Source organism: Shewanella septentrionalis (assembly GCF_025370265.1).
GTDB lineage: Bacteria > Pseudomonadota > Gammaproteobacteria > Enterobacterales > Shewanellaceae > Shewanella > Shewanella hafniensis.
In genome coordinates this window covers 80,935-102,208 of record NZ_JAMTCC010000001.1, presented here as the reverse complement: position 1 = coordinate 102,208, position 21,274 = coordinate 80,935, and the positions used below count along the sequence as shown (strand labels likewise).

Sequence of the window (21,274 nt, the reverse complement as noted above, 5' to 3'; positions counted from 1 at the left end):
AGTGAAACTGAGGTTTTCTTTGAGATAGCGGCAATTGCGTTGTCTCAAAATGGATAAAATGTGTCTCAGCCTAGTTTAAGTGGTTGAGATCTAAAAATAATTTTTGGCATACAATTTTTCTATTTATTTTAGTTGAGATATCTATTAATGAAAATCAATCTTGAAAGTTTAAATATAGGCATTATTGGTTTAGGGTACGTTGGTTTACCATTAGCCGTTGAATTCGGCAAGAAATATAGCACTACCGGTTTTGACATTAATGAACCTAGAGTACAAGAGTTAACTTCAGGTAAAGATTCAACTTTGGAGTGTACAAGCTCAGAGTTATCGGAAGCCCTCTTATTGAAGTACACATCATCTCTGGAAGATATAAAAAAATGTAACTTTTATATCGTGACGGTCCCTACACCCATAGATTGTAACAATGCGCCAGATTTGACACCATTAAAAAAGGCATCTGAAGCATTAGGTCAAGTTATATCTGTGAATGATACTGTTGTATTTGAGTCAACTGTTTATCCTGGGGCAACAGAAGAGATTTGCCTGCCTATTATTGAGCGTATCTCCGGCTTGAAGTTCAATAAAGACTTTTTTGCTGGTTACAGTCCAGAACGGATTAATCCAGGTGATAAAGTAAATCGCTTAACAACGATCGTTAAAATCACTTCGGGCTCAACACCTGAGGTTGCAGAGTTTGTTGATATCATTTATAGAACAATTATTACAGCAGGTACGCACAAAGCTTCATCAATTAAAGTCGCTGAAGCTGCAAAAGTCATTGAAAATACCCAACGAGATTTAAACATAGCCATTATTAATGAGTTCGCTAAAATTTTTAATCGTTTGGATATTGATACTGAAGAAGTGTTAAAAGCGGCTGGTACAAAATGGAATTTCTTACCATTTAAGCCTGGTTTAGTCGGTGGTCACTGTATCAGTGTTGACCCATACTACCTTACACACAAAGCTAAAGAAGTGGGCTATATGCCTGAAGTTATTTTAGCCGGACGGCGTATCAATGATGGTATGGGCAATTATGTCGCAACTCAAATGGTTAAAAAACTGGCAAGTAAAAAAATTCATATTGATGAAGCAAAAGTGCTTGTTATGGGATTTACCTTTAAAGGCGATTGTCCTGATGTGCGTAATACTAAAGTTATTGAAATTATAAAAGAACTTAAAAGCTTTAATATTTATGTAGATGTTTATGATACTTGGGCGGATCCTGCTGAAGTAAAACATGAGTATGGTATTGATTTAATCACTGAGCTTAAAGAAAACAACTATGATGGGATCATTTTAGCTGTTGATCATAGTGAACTAAAAACACTGGGTATAGAAAAAGTAAGAGCTCTAGGTAAACAAAACCATGTTGTTTACGATGTTAAATATGTATTCCCACTAGATGCTGCTGATATTCGTTTATAAGGATTTATGTTATGAAAAGATTTGCTCTGATTGGTACTGCGGGATATATCGCTCCACGTCATTTGAAAGCGATTAAAGATACTGGCAATGATTTAATCGTTGCTATGGATGTTAATGATTCTGTTGGCATTATGGATATGCACTTCCCTGAGTCAGAATTTTTTACTGAATTTGAAGATTTTGCTGCTTATGTTGAAGATGAAGCGTTAAAAGGCAATAAACTCGATTATATTTCAATCTGTTCACCCAATTACCTGCATGCACCGCAAATGAAGTTTGCGTTGAAAAATGGTATTGATGTTATATGTGAAAAACCGCTCGTTCTGAGCTCTAAAGAAATCGATACCCTAAAGCTATATGAAGAAAAATATGGTGCGAAAGTAAATAGTATTCTTCAATTACGTCTTCATCCATCAATTATTGCATTGCGTGAAAAGGTACAGAATAGCCCTGTCGATGAAGTATTTGATGTGGAACTAACATACATGACATCACGTGGTAAGTGGTATCTAAAGTCTTGGAAAGGGGTTGATGAAAAATCAGGCGGTGTAGCAACCAACGTTGGTGTTCACTTCTTTGATATGCTTCATTTTATATTCGGCGATATTAAGTTTAACGAAGTTCACTATAAAGATGAGCAAACCGTTGCAGGTTATTTAGAGTACGAACGTGCTCGCGTTAAATGGTTTCTATCTATCGATGCAAATAATCTACCTGAGAATGCTATTCAAGGCGAAAAGAAAACATACCGCAGTATTATGATTGGTGATGAAGAGCTTGAGTTTTCTGGTGGATTTACCGATTTACATACCCAAAGTTATCAGAATGTGCTAGCAGGAAAAGGTTACGGGCTTGAAGAGAATCGCACTGCTATTGAAACAGTAGAAGGCATACGTGATCAAGCTGTAGTTGCAAATCCAGAGCATTATCATCCATTAATGTCTAAATTAATTTAAATAAATCTTGGAACTCACAAAGATGAATTTTATGAAACACGAGACAGCAATTGTTGATGACGGTGCCGTAATTGGAGAAAATTCAAGGGTTTGGCATTGGGTACACGTTTGTGGCGGTGCAGTAATTGGTCAGGGTGTTTCGTTAGGGCAAAACGTTTTTGTAGGCAATAAAGTGACCATTGGGGATAAATGTAAAATCCAGAATAATGTGTCTATCTACGATAATGTTCACTTAGAAGAAGGTGTTTTTTGTGGCCCTAGCATGGTCTTTACTAATGTATATAATCCTCGTTCACTTTTAGAACGCAAAGATGAATACCGCGATACCATAGTGAAGAAAGGCGCAACTTTAGGTGCCAATTGCACGATTGTTTGCGGTGTCACTATTGGTGAGTATGCTTTTGTTGGTGCTGGTGCTGTCATTAATAAAAATGTGAAACCTTTTGCCCTTATGGTTGGCGTGCCTGCTAAGCAAATAGGTTGGATGAGCAAGTATGGTGAGCAGTTAGCCTTACCTTTGAATGGCGATGCTGAAGTGACATGCACCCATACGGGTGAAAAATACCTTTTGAACCAAGGCAACCTGATTCTTGTTTAAAATTAACTTTATGTAAGAGTGTCAAAAATGCAATTTATTGATTTGAAATCACAGTACGCGGCGTTGAAAGATAAAATAGATAAAAATATTCATAACGTATTAGACCATGGCCAATATGTTATGGGACCTGAAGTCTATGAGTTAGAGCAGAAATTGGCTGAGTATACCAATGCCAAACATTGTATATCATGCTCTTCAGGTTCTGATGCATTGATTATGGCTTTGATGGCTCATGGTATAGGAGAAGGGGATGTTGTTGTTACAACACCTTTCACTTTTATTGCAACCGCCGAAGCGATTAAGCTTGTTGGAGCTAAACCTTTATTTGTTGATATCGATATTGATACTTTCAATTTATCACCACGTCTACTTGAAGAAACGCTTGAGGCTATCGCAAGTAATCAGGTAACGATTCATTCCAATATTTGCAATGATATAAAAGATATTAAAGCAATTATGACCGTTGATTTATTTGGTTTGCCAGCCGATGCTGCAGCGATAAATAAAATTGCTAATAAATATGGTTTAATTGTTATTGAAGATGCTGCACAAGCATTTGGTGGCTCTGTCGATGGCGCAATGGCGAGTAATCTTGCTGATATTGGTTGTACTTCGTTCTTCCCAGCTAAACCACTCGGTTGTTATGGTGATGGCGGTGCAATATTTACTAATAGCGATGAAATTGCAGCAATATTAACCTCTATTCGCGTCCATGGGCAGGGGTTGCATAAATATGAAAATATTCGCATAGGGTTAACTGGACGTTTGGATACCATTCAAGCTGCGGTACTTTTACCTAAACTTGAAGTGCTTGATACTGAAATAAAACTACGTCAAAAAGTCGCAGAATTATACACAAGTAAGCTGTCTAAAATAGCCGGCATAACCACTCCAAGTACCCCAAATGGATACACTAGTGCTTGGGCTCAATATACTTTAATGGCAAAAGATGACGAACATCGTACGCAAATTATGGAACATTTAAAAAATAATGACGTTCCTACTGCCATCTATTACCCCATTCCTTTGCACGAGCAAAAAGTATTTAGTTCATTAGAGTATGCGCCTTACGCGTTTGAAGTCACTTCAAACGTGGCAAAACGTGTATTCAGTTTACCTATGCATCCATATCTTCAAGCAGAAGATATTGATAAAATTTGCAAATTAATCGAGACAATGTAATGGCTAATGATACTTATATTGATCAATCAGCACATGTGAGTGCTGGTGCAAAGATTGGCGCTGGCACTAAAGTGTGGATTAATACCCAAATTAGAGAAAATACATCTATAGGCGATAATTGCATTATATCTAAAGATGTCTATATCGATGCCGGTGTGAGTATTGGTAATCGCTGTAAAATACAAAACTCTGTTTCTGTATACCAAGGTGTGACGATAGAAGATGATGTGTTTGTCGGGCCTAACGTATCCTTTACAAATGATAAAGTCCCGAGAGCTTTCAATTCTGAGTGGAGCATAATCCCGACTTTAGTAAAGCAAGGCGCCAGTCTAGGGGCTAACTCAACAGTAATCTGTGGAATTACCCTTGGCGAGTATTGTATGGTTGCTGCTGGAAGTGTAGTAACTAAAGATGTTGAACCATATAGTCTTGTTATGGGCAATCCTGCTGTTCATTATTGCTATATAGATAAGATGGGAAATAAAGTAGATGATTAATATTGGTCTTATAGGCTATGGCTATTGGGGGCCAAATGTAGCTCGCAATATCCATGCAAATGTAAACCTTAAATTATTTGCTATCTGTGATTATCAAGTTCAACGACTTGATAAAGCAAAATCAATTTATATTGAACAAACAACATATGAAACTGATTATAAGCGGTTACTTACTAACCCTGAAATACAGGCTATAGCAATAGCGGCTGAAACTAGCGCACACTTTCAACTCGTGAAAGAATCGTTGTTAGCAGGTAAGCATGTTTATGTCGAAAAGCCATTTACGTCGACATCAGAAGAAGCTATTGAACTTAAAGAACTAGCAGATAGCTTAAATCTGATTATTCACATCGACCATATTATGATCTTTCATCCGGTATTAACCAAAATCAAGTCCTTGATAGACACAGATGAAATTGGTGATATTTTATACATAGATGCTATGCGGATGAATTTGGGCCAAATAAAGAAAGACGTTAGTGCTATGTGGGATCTAGCGGTTCATGATCTCTCAATCATTGATTATCTTTGTGATGGTAAAGAACCCTTTTATATCAATGCAATCGGTGAGAAATTTTATAACCCAAAAGAAAGTGTGTGTTTCTTGACGCTTAAATACGCTGGTTTTATATCGAATATACAATCTAGCTGGGTTTCACCTCTTAAAGAGCGAAAACTTATCATAGCGGGCACAAAGAAAATGATTGTGTTTGATGATATGAACACATTTGGTAAGTTGACGGTTTACGACAAAGGCGTTAGTGTTATTTCAGGCGCTGATGTTGAATACGAGGATTATGCAGTTAAAACTCGTGAAGGAGATGTATGGATACCCTATATCCCTCAAGAAGATGCCCTGTTTAATAGTATCAATCATTTTTTATCATGTATTTTGTCAAGTAAACCATCGATATCAGGGCCGCTACAAGCTATACGTTTATTAAAAATATTAGAAAAAGCGGATATTAGCATGGCAGAAAAGGAATCATTAGTATGAGTATTCGTTTAAAGATTAAAGATAGTGTTGTTCTAGTCACCGGTGGTGCTGGATTTATAGGTAGCCATTTAGTTGACCGCTTAATCTTTGATGGTGCTAAAAAAGTTATTATTGTAGATAATTTATTTCTAGGCTCTGAAGATAATATTGAAGATGCAGTGGCTAAAGGTGCTGTTTTTTACAATGAAGATATAGAGTACAAGGACAGCCTAGAGTATATTTTTGATGCTCATGATGTTGATATTGTTTTTAACTTAGCAACCAAAGCGTTAAATTATTCCTTTATCAACCCAGGCAATGCTTTTACAACCAATGTCACGGGCACCATTAATCTGTTAGAGCTCCAACGAAAAGGCAAATTTAAATCTCTGTGTCATTTTTCTACTTCAGAGGTTTATGGCTCAGCCGTTTATGAACCTATGGATGAGCTACATCCTAAAGCACCAACGACAACTTATGCAGCAGGCAAGGCCGCAGCAGATTTAGCTGTTGAAAGCTATGTGAACATGTTCGATGTGGATGCATTTATTGTCCGTCCATTTAATAACTATGGTCCTCGTCAAAACTACAAAGGGCTACTCGCTGGCATTATTCCTATCACCGCATGGCGTATCCATAATGGAATAGCACCTGAATTACATGGTGAAGGCAATCAAAGCCGAGATTTCATTTATGTCTCTGACACTGTAGATGCAGTAGTTAAACTGTTTGATGTGCTACCTGCCGGTGAGAGTGTCAATATCTCTACCGATAATAGTTGTTCAATGAAAGAGTTATTAACAAAAATAATTAGTTATTACGACTATAAAGGTGAGTTGGTTCGTAAAGAAGCGCGTGGAGCTGACGTACTTTCTCATAACGCCAGTAATGCAAAAGTGAAACAGCTTATTTCATACAATCTAACCTCTTTTGAAAAAGGTTTAGCGGATACACTTGATTGGTATAAAGCCAAATTTATAGGATAGTAACGTGAACGAAAGAATTAAATTAATTAAACCTTATATTTCTTTTAATGAAGTTTCTACCGAATTAGAAGAGATATTCGAATCTGGCCAGCTAACCAAAGGTCAGCATGTTGCTAAGTTTGTCAAAAGCTTAACAGATTATACTGGCGGTCAATATGCCGTACCTATGACCTCTGCAACAACGGCATTAACCATGTGCCTTAAAGTACTTGGTATTAAAAAAGGTGACAAAGTTGCCATTTCTGACTTTTCTTTTCCGGCAACGGCAAACGTAGTTGAAGATGTTGAAGCAACTCCTATTTTTATCGATGTTGATAAAGACACCTACAATATGTCGGTTGATGATTTACGCAGTAAAATAGACGATAAAGTCAAAGCGGTTATTTTTGTTGATGCTTTGGGTAGCCCATCTGGTTTAGATAAAATAAAAGCAGTTTGTGAAGAGTTTGGTATTCCATTAATTGAAGACGCTGCTTGTGCTATTGGTAGCTCTATAGATGGTGTAAAAGTTGGTAATTTAGCTGATTTAACCTGTTTTAGTTTTCACCCTCGCAAATTACTGACTACTGGCGAAGGCGGAGCTATTCTTACCAATAATGCAGAATACGCAACTTGGTTAGACATGAAAGCCAATCACGGTGCCTCTGGTTTACGCGGCAAAGTATTTGATTTTGTCGACTTTGGTTATAACTACCGCATGAGTGAAATCCAAGCGCTTATGGGCTGGAAACAAGTTCAAAAACTTGATGGTATCACTGAGCGCCGCAACTTGATTGCAAATCAATATGCTGAAATTTTAGAGCCATTAGGCATGAAACGACAACAAATTGCTGCTGGCGTTTATCATAATATTCAATCGTTAATTTTCACGGTACCAGAAACGGTACAACGTGATGACCTGATCGATTATTTAGCAAAGCATAATATTGAGTCTACTTTAGGCACTTATTGCTTAAGTGGAACTACTTTTTATAGCAATAAATATAATACAATTCAGCCGAATGCTCAGTGGTTAGAAAATAACACTATTACACTTCCTTGTTATGATGATGTGGATGTTCAGCTTGTGGCTAACACGATAAAACAATTCTTGTCTCAACATGCAAAAACTTAATATCGTCTTAAAAGAGCTTACTTTATACCTTCGTTCTAAAATGAAAACTAACCATAATCGGCATGTTTCATTCGGAGACCTTTTTTCCGATCGCTGGGAAACCGCAAAGTTTCTTGGCTTTGGTGATGGAACATCTTGTTATAATAATGTCCTCGTTTTAGGCAATGTTAAAGTAGGCAAAAACACTTGGATTGGCCCCAATGTCATTTTAGACGGTAGTGGGGGCCAGTTAGTTATAGGCGATTATTGTTCTATCAGTGCAGGCGTACAAATTTATACGCATGACTCTGTTGCATGGTCCACTAGCCTTGGTGTTGAACCTATAGTAAAGGCCGATACCATTATTGGAAACGGCGTTTACATCGGGCCAAATACAATTGTTCAAAAAGGTGTCAACATTGGTGATAGTGCGATTGTTGGCGCCATGTCTTTTGTCAATAAAGATATAGAACAACACTCAACAGTATTTGGTTGTCCTATAAAGGTTAGAGAAACTAAAGGCGATTTATGATATCTATCATTGATTGTGGAATGGGAAATTTGGGCTCTGTTAAGAATATGCTGAAGCATATTGGAGTACAAAGTGAAATTATATCTACGTCATTAGAAGTAGAACAAGCTGAAAAAATAATTTTACCAGGGGTCGGTAATTGGGATAACGGCGTTAAAAAAATCAACGAAAGCGGACTATTAGAAGCATTAAATAAAAAAGTCCTTATCGATAAAGTGCCTATTTTAGGTATTTGTTTGGGTATGCAATTACTGCTAGAGTCCAGTGAAGAAGGCTCTTTACCGGGTATTGGCTGGATATCTGGCAAAGTTAAAAAATTTGAGTTTTCTCCTTCACAACAAGAACTGAATAAATTACGTATTCCCCATATGGGCTGGAATATTGTAAACGCTAAAAAAAGTACCGAACTCACGGGGTTTGATGGTGATGAAACTCGTTTCTATTTTGTTCATTCCTACCATGCTGTTGTAGATAACCCTCTAGATGTATTAATGACTTGTGATTATGGCTATGAATTTGCTTGTGCCATTCACCATGAAAACATTTGGGGTGTTCAATTTCACCCGGAAAAAAGCCATAAATTTGGTATGGCTTTAATGAAAAAATTCGCGGAGCTATAATATTTTGCTTAGAACTCGAGTTATGCCTTGCTTATTACTCAAAGGCCGCGGATTAGTAAAAACAATCAACTTTAAAAATGAGCGTTATGTTGGTGATCCAATCAATGCAGTAAGAATTTTTAACCAAAAAGAAGTTGATGAACTGATTTTATTTGATATTAATTGTACCAGTCATAATTCCCCAATTAATTTCCCTTTGCTTAAACAGATAACATCAGAGTGCTTTATGCCTTTATGCTATGGGGGAGGTGTCAAAACGCTAGCTGACTTTAAAAAGCTATTTGCGATGGGCATAGAAAAAATATCTGTTAGTTCTTTATTATTTGATGACCCTGAAATAGTTAAGCAAGCCGTGGCTATTTATGGCTCGCAGAGTATTGTGGCGACATTAGATATAAACCAGTCATGGTTTAGAAATAAATATAAAGTGTACACTCATTCAGCTAAACGAAAAAAACAGCATACGCCAGTATCCGCTGCTATTTATGCATGTGAATTAGGCGTGGGCGAAATTGTTATTAACACTATTCATCGTGACGGTACATGGCAAGGTTTTGATCTAGAACTCATTAAGCAAATAGCGGCATGTGTAAATGTACCGGTTGTTGCCGCTGGAGGGGCGGGTTCGTTAGACGATATTAAAGATGCGGTAGTGAATGGACATGCTTCTGCTGTCGCACTTGGTAGTATGGCTGTATTTCAGGCAAAAGATATGGGAGTTTTGATAAAATTCCCAAAAATTTCAGAGTTAACCAAAATTTTACCATAGGCAAAAAATGACTTATCAAATCTGTACTCGTTGTATTTATGATACCAAAGTTCCTAATATTTCTTTTAACACACAAGGTGTATGTAATTATTGCACTCAAATTGATGAACTTTCAGAACAGTTCCCAAATGATGAAAGAGGTGAGGTTGAGTTACAGCGCTTAGTTGATGAGATGAAACGTGCTGGAAAAGGTAAAAAGTACGATGCACTAATTGGTGTCAGCGGTGGTTGTGATTCATCTTATTTATTAGATTTGATGACTAAAAAATACGGACTTCGCCTACTCGCCGTGCATTTTGATAATACCTGGAACTCAACTGTTGCAACTGAAAATATTCACTGCATGACCGATAAATTGGGTATAGATTTATTTACCCACGTGGTTGATGCCCATGAATTTGATGATCTCATTTTATCTCACCTAAAAGCTGGGGTGAAAGAAATTGAAAATCCAACAGATATTGGCTTAGCGACAACAATGAATCTGGCCGCTGAGAAATACGGTATTAAGTACAAAATAGATGGGCACTCATTTAGAACGGAAGGCTCTGCTCCTATGGGCTGGATTTATATGGATGCAAAGTATATAGAAAGCGTTCATAAAAAGTTTGGAAAAGTACCTATGAAAACTTTTCCCAACCTTTGGCTTTCTAAGCAATTAAAGTGGATGTTATTTAATCAAATTAAATCGGTTAGACCACTTTATTATTTGCAGTATGACAAAGAAGCCGCTAAAGAAATGCTGACCAAAGATTATGGCTGGACCTGGTATGGTGGACATCATTTAGAAAATAGAACGGCCTCTTTTTTTCATAGCTATTTTTTCCCAAAACGTTGGGGAATTGACTTTAGAATTGCAGGTTACTCTGCCTACTGCCGTGACGGCAGAATGACACGTGAAGAAGCTATTGCGTTAATGAAAGAGCCTCCTCATATGGAAGAGGGGTTACTTGAATTCTATAAGAAACGATTAAACCTTTCAGATGAAGAGTTTGATAAGTTAATGAATTTGCCTAAAAAGCACTACACTGATTTCAAAAACTATAAAAAAACCTTTGAACGCATGCGACCATTTTTCTATTTAATGGCAAAGTGGAAATTAATCCCTTGGAGTTTTTACATTAAATATACATTACCTCATAATGTAGAAAAGAAATAATATGTCCACTTAGATGTTTAACAAGTTTTTGTAGGTGTTTTAATATTTTGAAAAAAAAATTAATCATGTGTACAAGTGTCATACAAATGATACTTGTCAAAATAAGCTACTTCATCTGTTGCTTATTTAATAAAAATAAGCAAGATGGTTGGGTTGTAGTCGCCGTTGAAACAGCCTCTATGCTTAAAAATATATCAAGTGCATTACCCAACTCAGTGGCAGTTAATTTTGCACCTAATCGTTTCTACGATTTTAATTATGATTATGAAGTGTATCCCAAAAAAGGCATTTTCAAGATCGGCAACTTGATATATTCATCATTATTGTTTGGTTACTTATTAAGTAAATACGATAAGTTTTTATATTTGGGGGCAATTGGTTTTGTGAGTCCTTATGTCGATGGTCGACAGCAAGAATTTGAGTTCATTAAAAGTCTACACAAAAAACTCGTGTGTTACTTTTTGGGGTCCGAAATTCGCTCTTTTGAATTGCTAAATAAGTTTGCGCAAGAACGTTCAATAGATGTGCTGACAACTTATCAAGCCATTTCTTATGTAGGCATAAATTCACCTGAAAATGAATATAATAGAAAAAAATTAGGCGAAGTCGCAGATAAATTTGCAGATGCTATATTTAATCCTAGCACTGACCAAATGGCCTATATCAAACGAAAAACGCTCCCTTGCATTTATTTTCTTCCTGATGATTTATTTAACTCATCCTTAAATAAATTTAATGATGTAAGTGAAATTGTTGTATTGCATGGCCCAAGCTCCCCGCTGATAAAAGGTACGCCAATCGTTCGAGCAGCCATTAAAAAACTTCAAGTGGAAGGTTATAAATTCAAGTACGTTGAGCTGATTAACGTACCCCATGAACAAATGCTAACCACTCTTAAGTCAGCCCACATAGTATTAAATGAGTTCTATGCATTTGTACCGGGAGTTTTTGGTTTAGAAGCGATGGCAAGTTCTTGTGTTTTGTTAACATCTGCTGATAGAACAATAGAGCCAACATTAGAAGAAGGAGCTAATGAGGCATGGAAAGTCACTCCATATTGGTCTGTTTATGATAATTTAAAATTATATTTTGATAACCCTGATATGATGAAGCCACAAGCAATAGCAGGTTATATGTGGGCGAAAGAAAATTGTACCTACGCAGCTGGCGCAAAAAAAATAAACGGTATAGTTAATGATTAAAGCATTTTTTAAGGATTCATTACTTTACACCTTCGCGAATTTATTCACTCGTGGTATTGGCTTTGTATTATTACCCATTTACACCAGAGTTATTTCCAAGCATGAATATGGCTTATTCGATTATTTAACAACGATAGGTTTTTTGTTAGGTGTAATAGTCACGCTGGAAGTGACTCAAGCAATATACCGTTTCATTCCTGAATATAAAGAAACCCCGCTGAAGCAGATAAAGTTAGCATCAACTGGCTTTTGGTTTTCATTGTTAATGTATTCATGGCCATGTTTGATCTGTTTTACTTATTCAAGTGAATTAGCCCATTTATTACTTGATGATGCGCTCTATGCCGATGTCATTAAAGTCACCAGTATTCTATTTCTTAGTAATGCAGTTTTGTACAATTTTACGGCATTGATGCGGGCAAACCTTTTATCTAAACAAGTGGTCATTGTATCTACCCTTAACGCTGTTTTTGTTGCTGGTTTTTCGTTGTTATTCGTCGTTTACTTTAAGTTAGGCATTTTAGGCCTCATTACGGGTCAATTATTTGGGGTTACTTTAAGCAGTATTGTTTCATTTACTCTGGTTAAGGCTTGGGTAAAGTTTGTTTTCTGTTTTGAGTCGCTCAAAGAAATGCTTACATTTTCTGCACCATTAATATTTTCTAGTATCGGTGTTGTATTATCAATGTTTGTCGACAGAGTGATGCTAAAAGAGTTTCTAGGCGCTGAGCATCTTGCTTCTTATGCGGTTGCGATAAAAATTGCCAGCATAGTGACTCTACTTATGGTAGGTTTTCAATCAGCATTAACGCCCTTGATATACTCTAATTATGAAAAAGCCGAGACACCTCGAAAAATTGCTCAATTATTTCATTTCTATTTATTGGCAGCGCTTTTTAGTTTATTCGTTTTAGGTTTTTCTGCGCAGTGGTTAGTCGTCATAGTTGCTGGAACCCAATATACCGATGCAGTTAGTTATGTTGCTCCGTTAGTTTGTTCAGCATTAGTTTCTAGTATGTATCTCTTTTTTCCTGGCTTAAGTATTGCGAAAAAAACCTACCTAATAGCGGCGGTAAATATTTTTGTTGGTGTTCTTAATGTCATACTTAATTACGTTTTTATTCCTAAGTATGGCGCCTTAGGTGCAGCGTTCAGTACCTTGTTTTCGGTGTTTTTGGCATTGATGTTAAATGCCGCTTATTCACAAAAAAATTATGAAATTCCTGTTAATAAAGTTTTTGCGTTTTTTGCGTTTTTAAGCTCGGGTATAATCATCCTTTTTTTATTAATATAAAATATTTAATTGAATAATAGGTTTTTAAATTAAGAGTGCTATGGCTGTTGCTTGAATTCTTCATTGGTTTATTAATGTTATGATTTTCAATCGCAATTTTAGCTTTTATAGTGAGTTTAATTGCGGATTATTTTTTAATGCCTGCGTTAGGTACTATTGGAGCCTCTTTAATTACAATTTTTCGTTTTTTGTATTAATAACCGAGTTTCCTATATTTTTATAAAAGCCCATACTGCGTATATCATTATACAAGCTTGTTGGTTACAGGCTCTGTAATTAATGGGGGTTATGGTGATCTTTATAGATGTTAATTAAAGGCTTCTGGGACTTGGTGCTAATTACTGTGTTAGTTTTTTAAAGTTGAAATTAATGGTTCATTTAAATTATAATTTTACAGGTAAATAGTAAAGGTCGGTCTCCCTAGTAATAAAGTGAGAATGCAAGTATTTTATTTATTCTCTTTATTTATTCTCTTTATTTGGTGTGTTGTCATATAGTAAGTCGGGAAGTGTTAAATATTAGTTGTTTTAGTGCATTGATTTTAGAGTAAACTCATTTTTTGCTTTAAAATTGGTTTTTTTTCATATTTTTTATAAGTATTGTAGAGAGTGTTAGTATGTTTAGATTATTGTTATTAGCTTACGCCTTATTTGTCGTGTGGCTTCCTGGCTCAAATGTTAATGGGGTTAGCTGCCGGTTGAGAGGGCTTTTTTTCAAACATTGGAGTAAATCTTTTGGTAAAGGTTCTGTAGTTTTGAAAGGCGTTGAAGTGTCTAATCCGAAAAATCTGAGTGTTGGTGAGCAATCTGGACTTGGTTTAAATGCATACTTAAGTTGCGTAGATGAGGTTACTATTGGAGACCGAGTATTAATGGGTCCTGATGTAATGATATTTACAGCTGATCATAATTGGTGTAATGTTGATAAGACTTACTTTAATAAAGGAATGACCAGAGCTGCAGTCATAATTGAAGATGATGTATGGATTGGAGCCAGAGTTATTATTTTAAAAGGTGTAACTATCGGCAAAGGGGCCACTATTGCTGCGGGTAGCGTTGTAACTAAAAATGTCCAAAGTATGGCTATAGTAGGTGGTGTTCCTGCAAAGTTTATCAAAAGTAAAAGTAGTTAAGTTTAATTAATATTGTTTTTAATCAGAAAAGGATAAGGTTTACTTAGTGGAAATAATAAAAAAAGTATTATTGGTATTTGGTACTCGACCAGAAGCGATAAAAATGTGTCCACTTTTCTATATTCTCAAGAAGGATGCCAGATTTGATGTAAAAGTATGCGTTACTGGGCAGCATCGTGAGATGCTAGATCAAGTACTTGAACTTTTTAAAATAATGCCTGATTACGACTTAAATATAATGAGAGTAGGGCAATCATTGCCTGAAATAACAAGCCGTATTTTATTAGCGTTAACGCCTGTATTAAAAGATTTTAAGCCTGATGTCGTGCTTGTACATGGTGATACAGCTACTGGATTTGCTGCAAGTTTAGCAGCATATTACGAACAAATAGCTGTTGGGCACGTTGAGGCTGGCTTACGGACAGGTAATATTTACTCGCCGTGGCCGGAAGAAGGTAATCGTAAATTAACGGGCGCATTAACTAAATTTCACTTTGCTCCAACTGAAACATCTAAAGTTAATCTTATAAAAGAAAATTATTCAGCTGCTAATATTTTTGTAACGGGTAATACTGTTATTGATGCTTTGTTAATGGTTAAAAGTAAAATTGAGAGCGATATTAATTTATGTAACTCACTTAAAGTCCGGTTTCCAATGCTTGATGAAAATAAAAAGCTTATTTTAGTTACAGGTCATCGCCGTGAAAGTTTTGGTGGCGGTTTTGAACGTATTTGCGAGGCTTTAGTGAAAACAGCTAAAGCTCATCCAGATTGTCAAATACTATATCCGGTGCACTTAAATCCTAATGTTCAAGAACCGGTAAACCGCATTTTGAAAAATGTTGACAACGTATATTTGATTGAACCACAAGAATATCTTCCGTTTGTATACTTAATGAATCGCTCACATATAATTTTGACTGATTCTGGTGGTATTCAAGAAGAAGCGCCTAGTTTAGGTAAGCCTGTATTGGTAATGCGAGATACTACTGAACGCCCAGAAGCATTAGAAGCTGGAACAGTAAGATTGGTTGGTACTGATGTAGACAGAATTACGGCAGCACTAAATTATTTGCTAGGGAATGAAGGTGCATATAAAGAGATGAGCAAAGCACATAATCCCTATGGTGATGGTTCTGCATGCGTAAGAATTGCTGAACATCTTTATACGGCACTATAAGCTATTATTTTAATTATTTAATGTAACGTAATATATTTTATGAAAAAAATATTGATAGTAGGCCTTCCGTTCTTTGCTTCTAAGTATAGTTATATGATGGATTCATATTTAAATATAGGGGTTAAGCCAAAGGTTTTACTTAATTCGTGTCCTACAAAATGTAATGAGCCTTATGATATAGTGTTTGCAGGTAAACATCCATTTAAAAGAATGTGTAGATTTATTAATACACTTTATACTTTCAAGCCAGATTATATTGATTGTTATGATTATTCTATACTATCTCTCTATTATGTTGTTATAGCTAAGTTACTCAGAGTAAAGATAAGATTCTGGCTAATTGGTGGTGAATTAAAAGAAGACAAAACGCACTTTAATAAAAGTTCGTATTTTTTGAGTATTTTCATTAAAGTAAAAACAGCCTTTACAAGGCTGAGCTTACGTTTGTCTGATTTAATTTTAGCAAAAGAATTACATCATTTAGTATCCATAAGTTCGATCAATAAAAAGCTAATTAATAAAACCATCAGTATTTATAATTGTGTACCAGTTAAGGATGCATATCAGGTCAGAGATAAAATCGCTAAAGATTTTATTTATGCTAATGCTGTAATCGAGAGCAGAAATGTATCAACATTTGTTGAAGCACTTTCTACGCTTAAAAAAAATGGATTTAAATTTTTAGCATCTATTTATGGATTTAATAGTATTTCTAATGAAGTGTATGGTGTCCGAGCAGAAGGTTATTCAAATCGCGTTCTAAATATACTTGCAGAAGCTGACTTAGATAATGAAGTTATTGCGGATGGTTTTATTTTAAATATATCTCAAGAAATGGTTAAACATAAGTTTTTTGTTTTGCCAGCAGATTTTATTTTAGCTAATTATGCTTTATTAGAGGCAATGTCTTATGGTTTAGTACCAATTATTTTTCCGGGTAATGGATATGAAAAAATTATAACTGATGGTGTCAATGGTATTGTCGCATTTGACTTTAATTTGCAATCAGCCTTAGAGAAGGCTCTAAATCTATCTGATTCTGAGTATGAAAAAATGTCATTATCGGCATATCAGAAAGTAAGATCTGATTTTTCTCTATCTGAGTGGTCCTCTAAATTACTAAGTACTCTTTGATTGCATAGTATAAATATATCAAGTGATAGCTAGCTTATGCTGCCATACATTTTTTTTATAATAGTATTATTGTTTTCGACTGTTTTTGATAAAACAAAATTTGAAAAATTAACTTTTCTTATTTTGTCATTATTTCTTTTAACGTTTTCTGCTTTTCGTGTAGGTGGTACAGGTCCAGGTGATTATGATGCATATCTAAGGCTTTACTCAAAAATCGTTAATTGGGAAAGTGTAATAGACCCTACAATTCATGCTGAGCTTGGCTTTAGATTATTATCGTTTATTGGTAATGCTACGGGTTTTGATGGGCAGTTTATTATATTCTCCATGGCTTTATTAGCCGCTATTCCTGTTTTATGGTTAATTAATAAATATTCATACTACCCAATAGTGTCGCTGTTATTTTGGACTCCATACTTCCTAACTATGAATATGCATTCATCTAGGATTTCCGTAGCAGTTAGTTTTGGATTGCTTTTTATAATTAGCTTTTATGAATCTAGGAAGTTAAGTTCAGTTATATTATTTTTAATAGCAATTTCATTTCACAGCTCGGCTATTTGTTTGTTCTTGGTTTTTTTGACTTGTTTTACTTATAGAACCCTTTTGGTTTTAATAGTACTGGCATTCTTATTCGGGCTAGTTTTTAATCCATTCTTTCTTATTGCAAATGTTTTTAGTTTGATAGGTATGGATCATATTGCTTGGTTGATAAAATCTTATATATCATCTGAAGATTATGGTTATCCTATGAAATTATATGATCCCCGTATTATTTTAAGCTTAATGACGACCCTTCTGATTTATAATATCAGGAAATCGATAATCCATGGCTTTGATTCTTATATATTCAAAGTTTTTTTTGTAGGCGTATTTTTAATGATTGCCTTTTCAAGCGTTACTATTATTGCTTGGCGATTAAGCTATTTCTACCTTGTTTCTTGTGTTTTAGTTATACCTCTGATTTGTAAGTATTATAATTTCAGGTTTTTCAATTCATTTGGTCATATAAGGATGATGTCAGTATTTTACTCTTTTGTTTATGTGCTATACACCTTGCCAATTATTTTAGGTGCCCAACCGTATAGCTTTTATTTTGGATGAAATTATTAGATGAAAAATTTACTTGTCGTTGATACAACTTGGCCTATGAACACAAGGACTGAACGCTTTACAAATACATTTAAGAGCAAATTTAATTGTATAGTATGTGCTTGGAATCGGGGACGTGGCGGAAAGACCTACCCTGAGGAAAGCTATATTTTAGAGACTAATACTGGTTATGGTAATCCATTAAGGAAGCTATTAATACTACCTTTATTTCTTCTGCATATCATAAAGGTATACAAAAAATGCCGACCTGATGTTATTTTGGCTAGTCACTGGGACTCTCTTTTTTTAGTTTTATTAGCAAAAGTAATTGTTCGTGGTGATGCTTTAATTGTATACGATTGTTTAGATCTTCCTACGTCAAGAAATAAAATTATTTTAAAATTTCTCCATTGGTTAGAGCGTAAAATGTTGAGGTCAGTTGACTTAACTATATATGCATCAAGGTTTTTTGGTCAGTTATATGATGGAAATAATTCATCGATTACATTTGAAAACTACCCTCCTAAAACTTTATGTGACAAGAATATAGAGCCACCAAGTTGGTTCCAATCAGTACTAGATTTCGATAGTGATACACTAAACTTGTCTTGGATCGGCGTTGTTCGTTACCCTGAAGTTTTAATGAGTTTGCTTAAGTTCATTAAACAGACAAGTCGTTATAGATTATTAGTTTTTGGTGATGGTCCTTCACTTAAATATATGCAAGATTTAGTTGGTGACATGTGTATTTGCGATAAAGTGTTTTTTTTTGGCAGGTATAACAACAATCAGCTGAAATATATATATGATGTTAGTGATTTAGTTTGGGCTGCTTACCCTACTAATGACTACAATACTCGTTATGCCATCTCAAATAAATACTTTGAATGTTCTTTATTTTCTACAGTACCAATCATATCTGCAGGCACAATGATGTCCAAACATCGGGAGATAGATAGCAGTATAATATTTGTTGATGAATCTAGCGTAGATGATATTTTTGAAAAATTAGAAAGATACGATTTTGGAAAAAAATTCAAAAAATATGAGATTGAACTGTTTTGGGAATGTCAAGAATATAAGCTATTTGAAGCGTTTAATGATATGTCTTTGAAAAAAGAAAAATTTAATGTCTCATAAAACTCAGACTCAAGATAGTCCACTTGTATCCATCATTATGCCTAGTTTTAATGCTGGTCTTTATATAAAATCTGCTATTGAAAGCATCCTGCATCAAGATTATTCTAATTGGGAATTGTTAGTTGTAGATGACAATTCAACAGATTGTACTAAAGACCTTGTTTTGAATTTCATGGATGAACGTATTAAACTAATCTCACTACAAGAAAACAGTGGTTCACCTTCAAAACCTAGAAATATAGGGTTGTCTCATGCAAAAGGTGATTATATAGCTTTTTTAGACTCTGATGACCTTTGGTTTTCAAATAAGCTTAGTACTCAAATAGAGTTTATGTTGAGAGAGGATTGCTTATTCTCTTGTTCATCGTATCAGTTATTTGGTCTCAAAAATGGGCTTTACGAACCGCCAAGAGAAGTAACATACAATGATCTATTGAAAAATAATTCTATTGGCTGTTTAACTGCCATAATTCATAAAAGTCTTTTATTTGGACTTAAATTCCCTAGATGTGGGCATGAAGACTTTTCTTTGTGGTTAAAAGTACTAAAAGTTTATGGTAGTTGTAAATCTGTTGGAGTCGTTTTAGCCAAATATAGAGTTGTTGGCAATTCGGTTAGTTCTAATAAGTATAGAGTGATTCATTTTTTTTGGCATATATATAGGAATGAAGAAAAATTCAGTGTTCTGAAGTCTCTTTATTATTGCTTCAGGTATTTAGTAAATGTTTTATGGTTTAAGTATAAATGAATGTATTGTTAACTGGCTATAGTGGTTTTTTAGGTGGGGCGATATATAAAGCCTTGTGTCAAAAATATACCCTTTCGTTAATCTTGAGAGAAAATAGAGAGTTGGTAAATAATGTTGAAAACATTTATTATCTTGGTAGTTTTTCTGGTAGCAGTGATTTCTCCTTAGCATTAAATGGAATAGAGTGTGTAATACATGCAGCTGCTTTAGCACATAAGGTTAATATTGATTACCCTAGGCAGTCCTATTATGAAGTTAATACGTTGGCTACTTTAAAGTTAGCCAGGCAAGCTGCTGAACAAGGTGTTAGAAGATTTATTTTCATAAGCTCTATAGGTGTAAATGGGGCGTCAAACAAAAAGCCTTTTTTAGTCGATGATGCACTTAATCCAACTGATAGCTACTCTATTTCAAAGTATGAAGCTGAAGAAGGATTGAATGTAATTGCGCAAGAAACAGGGCTTGAAGTAGTCATAATAAGGCCTCCATTAATATATGGGAAGAATGCTCCGGGTAACTTTGGAACTTTACTGAAAATAGCAAATAAAAACCTACCACTACCTCTCGGGGCTATTAACAATGAGCGTAGTTTTGTTGCTTTAGATAATTTAATTGATTTAATAGTAACGTGTATTGAACATCCAAATGCAGCCAATCAAATTTTTTTAGTGAGTGATGATGAAAACATATCTACATCAAACCTTTTAAAGAAAATGATTTTAGCTTTGGGTTTAAAGCCTAGGTTGTTACCTGTACCGGTTTCTTTTTTAAAATTTGTAGCCTTAATATTTGGTAAGAAAGCTTTGGTAGAGAGGTTTTCTAGTTCGTTAACTGTTAATATAGAGCACACTAAAAAAACACTAAACTGGAAGCCCCCCATTACATTAGACGAAGGTATTCGTCGTTGTTTTAAATAACTCTGGATTTATAAATGATTCGTATACTAGATATTTTATCTTCTTTCTTTGGCCTCTTGTTACTTTGCCCTCTGTTAGTTATAGTGACTATTATTGGTTTGTTTGATACAGGCTCACCGATTTTTATCCAAACTCGGGTAGGTAGACATAAAAAGCCATTTAGTCTGGTTAAGTTTCGCACTATGAGTAAGGATACTGCATCGGTTGCGAGCCATCTTGCGAGCAATGCTTCGATCACTAAGTTTGGTGGTTTTTTACGTAAGACCAAAATTGATGAATTACCACAACTAATTAACGTGTTAAAGGGGGAGATGAGTTTAGTCGGTCCACGGCCCAATTTATTTAACCAAGAAGAGCTGATTGCAGAACGTGATGCTTTGGGAGTTTATAATTTTTTGCCTGGCATAACAGGATTAGCGCAAGTGCAAAATATTGATATGTCTACGCCTAAACTGTTGGCTGAAACTGATAAACAGATGATCGAGTCATTAACCATCAAAGATTATTTTAAATACATTATTAAGACTGCTACGGGGAGTGGTAGTGGAGATGCGGTTAAGCCAAAGTAATTGATTCTTTGTTTTATGTTTAGCGATTCAATTGGTAGTGTTTTTTTTACGCTATAAATATTATTGATGC

22 protein-coding genes are annotated in these 21,274 nt (G+C 35.1%); all 22 read left to right on the top strand.

The annotated features are described in order from the left end of the window. Positions 1 to 147 precede the first annotated feature (147 nt). The 22 genes from tviB to NE536_RS00355 all read left to right on the top strand — a co-directional run bounded on the left by tviB (position 148) and on the right by NE536_RS00355 (position 21,204). Complete coding sequence (gene tviB, locus NE536_RS00460; protein WP_261271451.1) at positions 148 to 1,428, top strand: Vi polysaccharide biosynthesis UDP-N-acetylglucosamine C-6 dehydrogenase TviB; 1,281 nt, start codon at positions 148 to 150, stop codon at positions 1,426 to 1,428. An 11-nt stretch (positions 1,429 to 1,439) separates the two neighbouring features. Further along, on the top strand, positions 1,440 to 2,384 hold the full coding sequence (locus NE536_RS00455; RefSeq protein ID WP_261271450.1) for a Gfo/Idh/MocA family protein: 945 nt from the start codon (positions 1,440 to 1,442) through the stop codon (positions 2,382 to 2,384). 22 nt (positions 2,385 to 2,406) lie between these two features. Then, the gene (locus NE536_RS00450) at positions 2,407 to 2,982 is read left to right on the top strand and encodes an acyltransferase (RefSeq protein WP_261271449.1); all 576 of its coding nucleotides are present in this window, start codon (positions 2,407 to 2,409) and stop codon (positions 2,980 to 2,982) included. 27 nt (positions 2,983 to 3,009) lie between these two features. Next, positions 3,010 to 4,164, top strand: a complete 1,155-nt coding sequence (locus NE536_RS00445) for a DegT/DnrJ/EryC1/StrS family aminotransferase (protein ID WP_261271448.1) — start codon at positions 3,010 to 3,012, stop codon at positions 4,162 to 4,164. Beyond that, positions 4,164 to 4,661, top strand: coding sequence for an acyltransferase (locus NE536_RS00440; RefSeq protein ID WP_261271447.1), 498 nt, complete (start codon positions 4,164 to 4,166; stop codon positions 4,659 to 4,661). The genes NE536_RS00445 and NE536_RS00440 overlap by 1 nt, the downstream gene beginning before the upstream one ends. Beyond that, positions 4,654 to 5,658 (top strand): Gfo/Idh/MocA family protein, encoded by a 1,005-nt coding sequence (locus NE536_RS00435; protein ID WP_261271446.1) that lies wholly within the window; start codon positions 4,654 to 4,656, stop codon positions 5,656 to 5,658. Before NE536_RS00440 ends, NE536_RS00435 begins: the two co-directional genes overlap by 8 nt. Next, positions 5,655 to 6,623, top strand: a complete 969-nt coding sequence (locus NE536_RS00430) for an NAD-dependent epimerase/dehydratase family protein (protein WP_261271445.1) — start codon at positions 5,655 to 5,657, stop codon at positions 6,621 to 6,623. Before NE536_RS00435 ends, NE536_RS00430 begins: the two co-directional genes overlap by 4 nt. A 4-nt stretch (positions 6,624 to 6,627) precedes the next feature. Next, the gene (locus NE536_RS00425) at positions 6,628 to 7,737 is read left to right on the top strand and encodes a DegT/DnrJ/EryC1/StrS family aminotransferase (RefSeq protein ID WP_261271444.1); all 1,110 of its coding nucleotides are present in this window, start codon (positions 6,628 to 6,630) and stop codon (positions 7,735 to 7,737) included. Beyond that, positions 7,724 to 8,248 carry an acyltransferase gene (locus tag NE536_RS00420; protein WP_059744204.1) on the top strand — a complete coding sequence of 175 codons (525 nt, stop codon included), beginning with the start codon at positions 7,724 to 7,726 and terminating at the stop codon, positions 8,246 to 8,248. The genes NE536_RS00425 and NE536_RS00420 overlap by 14 nt, the downstream gene beginning before the upstream one ends. Next, positions 8,245 to 8,868 carry an imidazole glycerol phosphate synthase subunit HisH gene (hisH, locus tag NE536_RS00415; RefSeq protein ID WP_261271443.1) on the top strand — a complete coding sequence of 208 codons (624 nt, stop codon included), beginning with the start codon at positions 8,245 to 8,247 and terminating at the stop codon, positions 8,866 to 8,868. The genes NE536_RS00420 and hisH overlap by 4 nt, the downstream gene beginning before the upstream one ends. Positions 8,869 to 8,872: 4 nt before the next feature. Continuing rightward, on the top strand, positions 8,873 to 9,637 hold the full coding sequence (locus NE536_RS00410; RefSeq protein WP_261271442.1) for an AglZ/HisF2 family acetamidino modification protein: 765 nt from the start codon (positions 8,873 to 8,875) through the stop codon (positions 9,635 to 9,637). Positions 9,638 to 9,644: 7 nt separating this feature from the next. Next, positions 9,645 to 10,796: an N-acetyl sugar amidotransferase gene (locus NE536_RS00405; protein WP_261271441.1), complete on the top strand. Its 1,152-nt coding sequence runs from the start codon at positions 9,645 to 9,647 to the stop codon at positions 10,794 to 10,796. 47 nt (positions 10,797 to 10,843) lie between these two features. Continuing rightward, positions 10,844 to 11,998 carry a hypothetical protein gene (locus NE536_RS00400; protein ID WP_261271440.1) on the top strand — a complete coding sequence of 385 codons (1,155 nt, stop codon included), beginning with the start codon at positions 10,844 to 10,846 and terminating at the stop codon, positions 11,996 to 11,998. After that, positions 11,991 to 13,292 carry an oligosaccharide flippase family protein gene (locus NE536_RS00395; protein ID WP_261271439.1) on the top strand — a complete coding sequence of 434 codons (1,302 nt, stop codon included), beginning with the start codon at positions 11,991 to 11,993 and terminating at the stop codon, positions 13,290 to 13,292. Before NE536_RS00400 ends, NE536_RS00395 begins: the two co-directional genes overlap by 8 nt. Positions 13,293 to 13,908: 616 nt before the next feature. Beyond that, positions 13,909 to 14,424: an acyltransferase gene (locus NE536_RS00390; protein WP_261271438.1), complete on the top strand. Its 516-nt coding sequence runs from the start codon at positions 13,909 to 13,911 to the stop codon at positions 14,422 to 14,424. A 52-nt stretch (positions 14,425 to 14,476) separates the two neighbouring features. Beyond that, positions 14,477 to 15,604 carry a non-hydrolyzing UDP-N-acetylglucosamine 2-epimerase gene (wecB, locus tag NE536_RS00385; protein WP_342455065.1) on the top strand — a complete coding sequence of 376 codons (1,128 nt, stop codon included), beginning with the start codon at positions 14,477 to 14,479 and terminating at the stop codon, positions 15,602 to 15,604. 93 nt (positions 15,605 to 15,697) lie between these two features. After that, positions 15,698 to 16,738 (top strand): glycosyltransferase, encoded by a 1,041-nt coding sequence (locus tag NE536_RS00380; protein ID WP_261271437.1) that lies wholly within the window; start codon positions 15,698 to 15,700, stop codon positions 16,736 to 16,738. Positions 16,739 to 16,774: 36 nt separating this feature from the next. After that, the gene (locus tag NE536_RS00375) at positions 16,775 to 17,842 is read left to right on the top strand and encodes an EpsG family protein (protein ID WP_261271436.1); all 1,068 of its coding nucleotides are present in this window, start codon (positions 16,775 to 16,777) and stop codon (positions 17,840 to 17,842) included. 9 nt (positions 17,843 to 17,851) lie between these two features. Then, positions 17,852 to 18,970: a glycosyltransferase family protein gene (locus NE536_RS00370; protein WP_261271435.1), complete on the top strand. Its 1,119-nt coding sequence runs from the start codon at positions 17,852 to 17,854 to the stop codon at positions 18,968 to 18,970. After that, entirely contained in the window at positions 18,960 to 19,718 is a 759-nt protein-coding gene (locus tag NE536_RS00365) for a glycosyltransferase family 2 protein (RefSeq protein WP_259508347.1), read from the top strand. The genes NE536_RS00370 and NE536_RS00365 overlap by 11 nt, the downstream gene beginning before the upstream one ends. Then, positions 19,715 to 20,635, top strand: coding sequence for an NAD-dependent epimerase/dehydratase family protein (locus tag NE536_RS00360; protein ID WP_261271434.1), 921 nt, complete (start codon positions 19,715 to 19,717; stop codon positions 20,633 to 20,635). The genes NE536_RS00365 and NE536_RS00360 overlap by 4 nt, the downstream gene beginning before the upstream one ends. 14 nt (positions 20,636 to 20,649) lie before the next feature. Beyond that, positions 20,650 to 21,204 (top strand): sugar transferase, encoded by a 555-nt coding sequence (locus tag NE536_RS00355; protein ID WP_261271433.1) that lies wholly within the window; start codon positions 20,650 to 20,652, stop codon positions 21,202 to 21,204. Positions 21,205 to 21,274 lie beyond the last annotated feature (70 nt).